Origin of the sequence: Campylobacter sp. JH23 (assembly GCF_017846595.1) — a bacterium.
GTDB classification, from domain to species: Bacteria; Campylobacterota; Campylobacteria; order Campylobacterales; family Campylobacteraceae; genus Campylobacter_D; species Campylobacter_D coli.
Map to the genome: position 1 here is coordinate 136,397 of NZ_JAEQBP010000006.1, position 10,263 is coordinate 146,659.

Sequence of the window (10,263 nt, forward strand, 5' to 3'; positions counted from 1 at the left end):
ATGGGCTTTGAACATCTAGATACGATTTATTATTTTGTATTGTTTTTTGTAGCTCTTTTTGCAGGATTTATTGATTCTATTGTGGGTGGAGGTGGGCTTATCACACTTCCTGCGCTTATAGCCTGTGGAATTCCTGCACATCTTTCTTTGGCAACCAATAAACTCCAAAGTGTCTTTGGCTCTTTTACAGCGACTTTAACTTATTTTAAATCAACCACCCTACCTCATCTTGCTTATGGTATTTTTTTCACAGCCTTAGGCGCAGCCATAGGAAGTTACAGCGTGCTTTTTGTAAAAGATGAGCATTTAAAACTTATCATTTTGATTTTCTTAACTTTGACTTTTTTATACACTGCTTTGCGTCCTAGTTTGGGTAAACACGAGAGTGAAGCAAAGATAAAAAATATCAAATTTTTTCATTTAATTTGTGGTTTAACTTTGGGTTTTTATGATGGTTTTTTAGGGCCTGGGACGGGTTCATTTTGGATTTTTGCTTGCGTAATGCTACTGGGTTTTAATATGAAAAAAGCAAGTATTAATACAAAAATTCTAAATTTCACCAGCAATGTCGTTGCTCTTTTTATCTTTTTGTGGCAATATGAACTTTTATGGATAGTAGGTTTGCTTATGGGTGTAGGACAAATTTTAGGGGCCTATCTTGGTTCAAAATTAGTACTTAAAACCAATGGCAAATTTATAAAAACCTTGTTTTTAATCGTCGTAGGTGCTACTATCATCAAGGTTGCTTGGGATTATTTTTCTTAAAAATTTACTCCTGAGCTAAGTTCCCATATAGGTAAAAAAATTCCAAGTGCTAAAAACAATACTAAAATCGCAACCCATAAAGTCATTATAGGTTCTAAAAAGCTTAAAAACTTGTCCATTAAATTTTCACTTTTGTTTTTATAATATTTCGCAATCTCCTCGCTCAAAAACTCAAGCTTAGAACTTTTCATAGCTATACTCAACATAGAAAAAACCAAAGGATCAAAAAGATCTACTTTTTTAAAGGCGTGACTTATTTCAAGGCCAGAATCCATAAATGTTCTAATTTCTTGATAATACAATAATACCTTTTTATTATTTAAGGCCAAAGTGGCTAATTTAAAAGCTTCCAAAAGAGAAATGCCGCTTTTTAAAAGTAAAGAGAAAATCATAAAAAAAGAATAATTTTGCTGATAAATAATAAATTTAGACAACAAAGGAAGTTTTAAAAGCAAGCTATCACAAAAATATGAAAAGAAATAATATTTTCTATACAAAAATAAAGTAAGAAATAAAATAAGTGCGATCAAACAAAACACAAGCAAAATATACTTATCCAAAAAATTATAAATATAAATTATAAGCTCGGTTATAAAGGGTAAGGCTAAATTTAAATCCTCAAATAAATCTTTAAAATTAGGCACAACAAAAAGCATGAGTAAAACAAAAGCCGCGCACACACTTAAAAAAACAATCAAAGGATATCTTAAAGCTTTTTTGACTCTTTGTTCATTTTCTACATTATTTTGTCTTAATCTTGAAATTTGCATGAAAATTTCACTTAATTTTCCTGTGTTTTGGGAAGTTTTAATAAGGGCTAATTCCGCATGAGTAAGTCCAAAATTTGCATTTTCAAAAGCAAGGCTTAAATTTTGTCCTAAATTTAAATTATCGCAAAGCTTGGCAATCATCTTGTGAGAATATATTTTATCAAGCTCCTTTAAAGCATCTTTTATGCTGATTCCTACTTCGCAAAGCAAAGATAATTCTTGAAAGAAAAGGATAAATCTTGCATCATCTAATCTTTTAAAACTTGCTTTTTGTATCTCTTTGATATTTAAAATTTCCCATTTTTTAGCGATAGCTTTTGCTTGAGCTTCGTTTAAATTTTTAGCCCTTAAATGCTTTGTCTGTTTTGTTTTGCCTTTAATCTCGAGCTCATAAAGCTTCATTAAGTACCCTTAAAAGCTCATCTATGCTAGTTATACCCTCTTTTGCTTTTTGCAAACCTTGCTCAAACATACTTTGAAAACCCTTTACTTTAGCAAGCTCTAGAATTTTATTTTTATAACCACCCTCTCTAATAACTTGAGCTATTTCCTCATCGATATATAAACACTCACTGATGAGTTCTCTACCTTGATATCCACTATGATGACAATACTCGCAGCCTTTAGCTTCAAAAAAATCACCTTTTATTTCATAAACCTTAGTGCTTTTTTGCTTGCATTTAGGACAAAGCTTGCGCACTAAACGCTGGGCAATGACAAGCCTTAAAGCAGAAGCGATCAAATAAGGCTTTGCACTCATGTCAATTAATCTATCTATGGTAGAAATGGCATTATTTGTATGCAAAGTACTTAAAAGCAAGTGCCCCGTTAAGGAAGCCTTAATCGCTATATCAAGGCTCTCCTCATCTCTGATTTCTCCTACCATGATAATATCAGGATCTTGTCTTAAAATGGCTCTTAGGGCATTATTAAATTCAAGTCCTGCTTTTGGATTTAGCAAAATTTGCTGAATTAAAGGCATTTTATATTCTATAGGATCTTCCACAGAAATTATTTTCTTTTCTATGCTTTTTAGCTCATTTAAACAAGCATATAAACTTGTACTTTTTCCACTTCCTGTAGGACCTGTTAGTAAAATCATTCCATAAGGGTTGTATAGGGCTTTTTTTAGAATTGTAAGATTTTTTTCGCCCAAATTTAAATTTTCTAAATCCAAAATTTCTTCGTTGTGTTTTAAAATTCTTATCACAATGCTTTCGCCATTTTGCAAAGGCAAAGATGAAATCCTAAAATCATATCTATTTTCTTTGATTTTAAGCTCAAAATTTCCATCTTGAGCCTTTCTTGATTCTGCAACATTAAGCTGCGATAAAAATTTAATATGAAAAACCAAAGCCTCATAAATATCTTTTTCAAGACAAGCAAATTCGCGTAAAATTCCATCTACTCTAAATCTTATCAAAGTATCATTTTCTCTTGCTTCTATATGTATATCGCTAGGATTAAATTCAAGAATTTCATCGAGTATAAAATCAAAAATTTGACTGATACAACTTTGCTCATCTTGACTTCTATTTTCTTTCCATTCTAATCTAAGATTGGTGCTTAAATTTTTAAGTTTTTCTCTAACTTGAAGTTTATATAAAAATTTCATAATCTTAAATTCGCTTGCGATCAAAACTTCTATATTCTTAACTTCATAAAAAATTCTAATCTCATCTAAAAGCTCTAAAGAACAAGGTTTGGAGCTTGCTATATGAAGTGTATTTTCTTTACTTAAAATGGGCAAGATTTTAAATTTAAAAAGAAAACTACATGGAAATTTTTCACCCAAACTAAGATCAAGTTCCTCTAAAGTAGAATAAGAAATATTTTTATCACTAGCCAAAGCTTTTAGAAAAATTTCACTATCGATTTTATGCTCACGATCAATTTGCTCAAGGGTGATTTTACCATTAATATAATCTTCAAATAAAAATCGCTCAATCATCTATCTCCTTATCAAATTCAATCAAGCCATAATAACTTACATAAGTATCCAAAGCTTGCTTAGCCTCCTCATCTTTTCCTAAAGCTTGTTTAGCCTTGGCAAATAAAACCCATGAGTCTGAATTTTTTCTATCGATGTCATTGGCTTTTAAAGACCAAAAAATAGACTTTTCATAATCTTTGTTTTCATAATACTGAGTAGCTAAATTCATGGCTTTTTGATAGCTTGGATTTTGGTAAAAACTCCTTTTTAAATCACTTATATTTAAAATCTTAGAATAAATATCAATTTGAGTTTTCAACTCCTCTTCTAACTCATCTTTGCTTTCATCTTTGGATAATCTTTCTTGTAAAATTTTATTTTTTTCATTTGCAATTTGCGCTTGTGTAATTTGCCAATTGAGTGTTTTTTTATATTCTAAAGCTTCTAAAGCTAAGGCCTTTTGTTTGTAAAAATCTTGCACCATAAAAAAGCTTATAAGCATGCATGCTATCAAAATGGCAAAGATAAATAAAAACTTAAAATATTTTTTCAATAAATATCTTTTATATTTATCCTCAAGCTCGCGCACTCTTTCTTCTATATTCATTTTAAAAATCCCTGTTCTAATGCGCTTAGTCTTAAAATATAATCTTGACTTTTTTTATTGTTTAAATAGGTGTTTAATTCGCAAAAACTTTGAAGTATCTTGTCTAAATACCTTAAATTTCCTTGATAAATTTTCATAAGAAATTTTAAAGATTTTTGGGGAAAGTCTTGATTAAATTTCATTTTGATATAATTGCTTAATTCATTTATATCAGGTTTTTGAAGCCAAAAAATAGCACTAAAACGACTTTTAAAATACTCCTCTTCAAAAAGATTGATTTTTTTATGCGAGCTAAGCACAAAACTCATTTCATCGCTATAAATCCGAATTAGTTCTAATACATTAGGACTATACATCCCCACTTCATCTAGTATGATAATTTTTCGTTTTTTATCTTGTATAAAATGATGAAAATCTTTTTCATCTGTAAAAATTTCATTGGTAAAATCTTCATTATGATATAGCGCAAGTCTTTGCAATAAAACACTTTTCCCACTACCGCTTTTACCCCAAAGTAAAATCAAAGCTTTATTTTTTAATAAGGCATTGATTTGATCAAAACATTCTTGTCTAAAAGCAATTATATTATTCATTGTATTTAAATCCTAACTCCCTAAGACTAGGTATATGTGTATTGTCTACTATGCTTGGGGTGATGATAAAAACAATTTCTGTGATATTGGAATTTTCATCTTCACTTCTAAATAAAGAACCCAAAATGGGAATTTTAGATAAAAAATTAACAGAATTATCATTTTGTGAGCGATTATGAGAGATAAGTCCGCCCAAAATTAAAGTTTGATTATTTTCTACTTGCACCACACTTGAAAGCTTTTTTTGAATTGTATCAGGCGCGATAGTGCGGGGTTCTTTTTGTCTTTTATTGTCCTCTGGGTATTTAAAGTCGCTTAGACTTGGATTGATCCTAAGCATGATTTTTCCATCATCAGAAATTTCGGGCAAAATATTAAGCAAAATTCCTATGAAAATAGAATAATTACTATAACTCTCACTTACAGTTGTGCCATTTTCAGTACCTTTAGAGCTTTCTTTTACTTGATAATTCACAGTATCGCCTATGGAAATAATGGCTTGTTGATTGTTTAAAGCCATTAATTTAGGATTAGATAAAACACTGGTTTTTCCACTTTGAGATAAAAAATTGACAATGGAATCAAAATTCAAATTCGCTCTTAAACCCAAATTTTTAACAAAACCTTGACCATTTTGTATTTGCATAAAAGAATTTGTATTATCGCTCGTTTGAGAATTTAATCCTATATTGAAATTTTGCCAATTGATCCCACTAGAATGATTTTTATTAAGATTTACAGCAAGTATACTCACATCTATAATAACTTGTTTTTTAAGACGACTTTCAAGCTTTTGTAAATAAGCTTTTACGCGTTGAAGCTGAGAATGCGTTCCAGTAACGATAACAAGCCCAGCATTTGGATTGACTATAGGTGCTTTTATATCATAGTTTTCATGTGAGGAGCTAAGCAAAATCATAATCTCTTTTTCTATATTTTGCCAAAAGTCAAATTTTTCCATACTTTTAATCATATTATCTTCATTATCTTCAAAAGCGCTATAATACTCACTTTGCCTTGGCTTAGAATCCACCGAAGCCTTGGTTATGCTTTGTCCTTCTCTAACTGAAGTAATATAGTTGATTTTAAAAATTCTAGTTTGTAAAGCAGAAATTTTTAAAATCTTGCCATCAAATTTATAAGCTAGGTCCTGTTCTTCTATAAAAAGTTTAAAAATTTCATCTAAACTCATTTGGTGGATATTAATACTGCTTTGAATGGCTTTTAGTTTTTCCTTAGCAATTGTATCTTTAATTACCACGCTAAAAGAGCAATAACTAGCAAGTTCTTTTAGACTTTCTTCTATGCTTAGATCTTCATTGATATTTATATCAAATAAGCGTTTTTGGCATTCCATGGCATAAATAAGATTGGTAAAAAATAGAATTTTAATAAATATTAATCTTATCATTGTTTTTAAACGCTATTTTAAAATCCAAAGTATCATATCTTAAAATAATTTCTTTTGTAGTAATATCAGTAATCACGGCCTCCCCTATCTTATCACCCTTTTTATACCATTTATTATCAATCTTTACTCTATCAAGCATAATAGCAATAATTTTTATGTCTTTGATTTTTTCAAAAGTAGGATTAAAGAATGGATTTTGAAGATTTCCAAGCTCTACATTCTGCTTGGTGTTTAAAATCTTAAAATATTCTTCAAAATCCTCATATGATAACAAAGTGCAAAAGCACAATGTTATACTTAAAAAATATTTTATCAGCTCTCAACCTCATCGCTAAAATCAGCCATAGCAATTCTTTTAAGCTGTCTATAACGGCGTTGTGCATCTTTTTTATTGCGCTCAAATAATTCTTTTGCATGCTCTGGATTTGATTTTTTCAAAGAATTATAACGCACCTCATTCATTAAAAAGCTTTCATAAAGATCCCAATCAGGCTCTTTTCCTACCATAGTTAAAGGATTTTTGCCTTGTTCTTCTAGTCTTGGATCAAAAGTATAAAGAGGCCAATAACCGCATTTTGTAGCAAGTTCACCTTGCTCGCCTGAATATCCAAGCCCACCCTTGATACCATGAGCGATACAAGGAGAATAGCATATAATCAAAGAAGGACCATCATAAGCTTCAGCTGCCATAATAGCTTTGATTAAATGGCTATAATTTGCCGTAGAATTAACTTGTGCTACAAAAATATAACCATAAGTCATAGCAATCTGACCCAAATCTTTTTTCTGTATAGGTTTTCCTGCTGCGGCAAATTGCGCAACTGCACCTGTTCTTGAAGATTTTGAACTTTGGCCCCCTGTATTAGAATACACTTCTGTATCAAGTACTAAAATATTTACATTTTCACCGCTTGCTAAAACATGATCAAGCCCGCCATAACCTATATCATAAGCCCAGCCATCACCACCAAAAATCCAATGAGATTTTTTACTTAAAAAATGTTTTAAATTTAAAATATCCTGAACAGCTTTAATATCAGTATTTTGCTCTAAAATAGGTATCATCTTATCTTTGATTTCTACCGATTCTGCACCTTTGTCTTTATTAGCAATCCATTCTTTAAACAATGCTGCTAAAGCATTAGGTACTTTTTGCATATTTTCATTCATAATATTTTCAATGCGATATCTTGTATTTTCAGTTGCAATTTTCATACCCAAACCAAATTCGGCATTATCTTCAAACAATGAATTCCCCCAAGCAGGGCCATGTCCATTTTTCACGCTTTTTCTATAAGGAGTAGAAGGAGCTGAACCTCCATAAATCGAACTACATCCCGTAGCATTAGCGATAATCATTCTTTCACCAAATAATCTAGTAATCAAAGTAATATAAGGAGTTTCACCACAACCTGGACATGCTCCATGGAATTCAAATAAAGGTTGAGCAAACTGAGCCCCTTTGGTGCTTTCTTTATTTAAAATATCATCTTTGTAAGTAATTTCTTTAAATAAATAATCTGCATTTTCTTGCTCACCAAAATCCATTTCTTCTTGAAGAGGAACCATAACCAAAGATTTTTCCTTAGTAGGACACTCATGCACACAAAGCTCACAGCCCGTACAATCAAGTGGAGAAACCTGAATTTTGAAGCTCAATTTTTCACCTTTAGTACCCTTAGCTTCTAAAGCGTGATCTTTTACTCCTCTTGGAGCTTTAGCCATTTCTTCATCATTGATTAAAAATGGTCTAATAACCGCGTGCGGACATACAGAAGCACATTGATTACATTGGATACAATTAGCCTCTATCCATCTTGGTACCATTACCCCAACGCCGCGTTTTTCGTATTCGGTCGTTCCATGCTCAAAGCTTCCATCTTCATAACCTAAGAAAGTAGATACAGGTAATTCATCTCCTTTTGCTGCATTCATAGGTTTAACGATCTTTTCAACAAATTCAGTACCCTTGTAAGCATTGATTTGTTCTTTTTCTTTGATTTCTAAATTTTTCCAACTTGGATCAACTTCTACTTTTACAAGTCCATCTGCTCCTACATCAATAGCTTTGTAATTCATCTCTACAATAGCATCGCCTTTTTTGCTATAAGACTTATAAGCTAATTCTTTCATATATTTTTGAGCATCTTCATAAGGAATGATTTTTGCAAGTTTGAAAAAGGCAGATTGCATAATAGTATTTGTGCGATTTCCAAGTCCTATATCACGAGCAAGTTTTGTAGCATTGATAATATAAAAATTCACTTCTTTTTCAGCCAAAGTCTTCTTAACTGCATCTGGAAGTTGTCTTATAGTTTCTTCAGCATTCCAAATACTATTTAAAAGGAAAGTTCCTCCTTTTCGGATTCCTGCTAAAACATCATAAATTTCAAGATAAGCCGCTACCGAACAAGCGATGAAATGTGGAGTTGAAACAAGATAGGTTGAGCGGATTGGTTTTTTAGAAAATCTTAAATGGCTTCTTGTATAGCCCCCTGATTTTTTAGAATCATAAGCAAAATACGCTTGTGCATAAAAGTCTGTTTTATCTCCGATGATTTTAATAGAATTTTTATTAGCACCCACAGTACCATCTGCACCTAGCCCATAAAATAAACATTCTATAGCGCTTTCATCTCCTAGTGAAATTTTTTCACCTGTTTGCAAAGAAGTATGAGTAACATCATCGATAATACCCACTGTAAAACCATCTTTTGGATTATCAAGTTTAAGATTTTCAAATACCGCTATCATTTGTGCAGGATCAACATCTTTAGAAGAAAGTCCATATCTTCCTCCTACGATAATAGGAGCATTTTCTTTGCCATAGAAAGCTGATTTAATATCAAGATATAAAGGCTCTCCAAGACTTCCTGGCTCTTTAGTTCTATCTAAAACAGCTATTTTTTTCACAGATTTTGGCATAACATCAAAGAAATATTTTAAACTAAAAGGACGATATAAATAAACCTTTACAATCCCTACTTTTTCACCCTTAGAATTAAGATGATCAACAACCTCTTCAAGGGTTTGAGTCACAGAACCCATAGCTATAACAATTCTTTCAGGTTCTTTGTGTCCATAATAAGTAAATGGCTTATATTCTCTACCTGTGATTTTTGAAATTTCTTGCATATATTCATTTACAACATCTGGTAAAGCATCATAAAAACGATTGCTTACTTCTCTTGTTTGAAAATAAATATCATCATTTTGTGCTGTTCCACGTGTTTTAGGGTTTTCAGGATTTAAAGCACTATTTCTAAATTCAAGCAAAGCTTTGCGATCTAACAATCTATCAAAATGCTCATAATCCATTACTTCAACTTTTTGAATTTCATGCGAAGTTCTAAAACCATCAAAGAAATGCAAAAATGGCACTCTTCCTTTAATCGCACATAAATGTGCAACTCCAGCTAAATCCATAGTTTCTTGCACAGAATGCGAACAAAGCATAGCAAAACCAATTTGTCTTGCAGCATAAATATCTTGATGATCACCAAAGATAGATAAAGCTTGCGCTGCTAAAGAACGCGCTGCCACATGGATTACACAGGGGAGTAATTGCCCTGCAATTTTATACATATTTGGAATTTTTAGTAATAAACCTTGAGAAGCTGTATAAGTTGTGGTTAAAGCTCCTGTTTGCAGTGATCCATGCACAGTACCTGCTGCACCTGCCTCACTTTGCATTTCAACGATTTTTACTGGAACACCAAAAAGATTTTTTTTACCCGCAGCTGCCCACATATCAGTATAATCAGCCATAGGAGAGCTGGGTGTAATAGGATAAATACCGGCTACTTCAGTAAAGGCGTATGCAGCATATGCAGCGGCCTCATTTCCATCCATAGTTTTCATAATTTTACCCATAGAAACCTTCCTTTTATTATTAATTGATAATTTTTATAATTTTTTAGCTATCAATTTACTATAAATTCTCTTAAAAGGCGTTTAACAAAAACTTGAAGTTAGTTTAATCATTTTTTATATATAAAACCGATTTATAGGCACTTGGAAATACCATAGAATAGCGTTTTAACTCATCTTCATCTCCATATAATTAGATTCAGTATTATACAAGGAGTTAATAAATATGCGGCAAGGTATTCTTAAATAAACTGTCAATTTGATAGTGGGAACAAAAAGTAGCAGTCCCGTTTCACTTTTAATATGGGGCTTAG

The 10,263-nt window shown here is 31.6% G+C and carries 8 protein-coding genes and 1 pseudogene; 1 reads left to right on the forward strand and 8 read right to left on the reverse strand.

The window, feature by feature from the left end; genetic code table 11:
- Complete coding sequence (locus KAR88_RS07280) at nucleotides 1–765, forward strand: TSUP family transporter (protein WP_002781157.1); 765 nt, start codon at nucleotides 1–3, stop codon at nucleotides 763–765.
- Here the strand turns inward: KAR88_RS07280 and KAR88_RS07285 are convergent.
- The 8 genes and pseudogenes from KAR88_RS07285 to KAR88_RS07320 all read right to left on the reverse strand — a co-directional run.
- Nucleotides 762–1,937: a type II secretion system F family protein gene (locus tag KAR88_RS07285; RefSeq protein WP_002781160.1), complete on the reverse strand. Its 1,176-nt coding sequence runs from the start codon at nucleotides 1,935–1,937 to the stop codon at nucleotides 762–764. The genes KAR88_RS07280 and KAR88_RS07285 overlap by 4 nt on opposite strands.
- Nucleotides 1,924–3,486: a GspE/PulE family protein gene (locus KAR88_RS07290; RefSeq protein WP_002779312.1), complete on the reverse strand. Its 1,563-nt coding sequence runs from the start codon at nucleotides 3,484–3,486 to the stop codon at nucleotides 1,924–1,926. The genes KAR88_RS07285 and KAR88_RS07290 overlap by 14 nt, the downstream gene beginning before the upstream one ends.
- Nucleotides 3,479–4,075, reverse strand: a complete 597-nt coding sequence (locus KAR88_RS07295; protein ID WP_002779313.1) for a CDC27 family protein — start codon at nucleotides 4,073–4,075, stop codon at nucleotides 3,479–3,481. Before KAR88_RS07295 ends, KAR88_RS07290 begins: the two co-directional genes overlap by 8 nt.
- Complete coding sequence (locus KAR88_RS07300; RefSeq protein ID WP_002779314.1) at nucleotides 4,072–4,668, reverse strand: ATP-binding protein; 597 nt, start codon at nucleotides 4,666–4,668, stop codon at nucleotides 4,072–4,074. Before KAR88_RS07300 ends, KAR88_RS07295 begins: the two co-directional genes overlap by 4 nt.
- A complete protein-coding gene (gene mshL / locus KAR88_RS07305) occupies nucleotides 4,661–6,079 on the reverse strand; it encodes a pilus (MSHA type) biogenesis protein MshL (RefSeq protein ID WP_002779315.1) in 1,419 nt (472 codons plus the stop codon). Before mshL ends, KAR88_RS07300 begins: the two co-directional genes overlap by 8 nt.
- Nucleotides 6,057–6,368 (reverse strand): hypothetical protein, encoded by a 312-nt coding sequence (locus tag KAR88_RS07310; RefSeq protein ID WP_002779316.1) that lies wholly within the window; start codon nucleotides 6,366–6,368, stop codon nucleotides 6,057–6,059. Before KAR88_RS07310 ends, mshL begins: the two co-directional genes overlap by 23 nt.
- Nucleotides 6,369–6,391: 23 nt before the next feature.
- On the reverse strand, nucleotides 6,392–9,952 hold the full coding sequence (gene nifJ, locus KAR88_RS07315) for a pyruvate:ferredoxin (flavodoxin) oxidoreductase (RefSeq protein ID WP_002779317.1): 3,561 nt from the start codon (nucleotides 9,950–9,952) through the stop codon (nucleotides 6,392–6,394).
- Between the two features lie 103 nt (nucleotides 9,953–10,055).
- A pseudogene (locus KAR88_RS07320) lies at nucleotides 10,056–10,139 on the reverse strand (HAD family hydrolase); the annotation flags it as partial.
- Nucleotides 10,140–10,263: the final 124 nt, after the last annotated feature.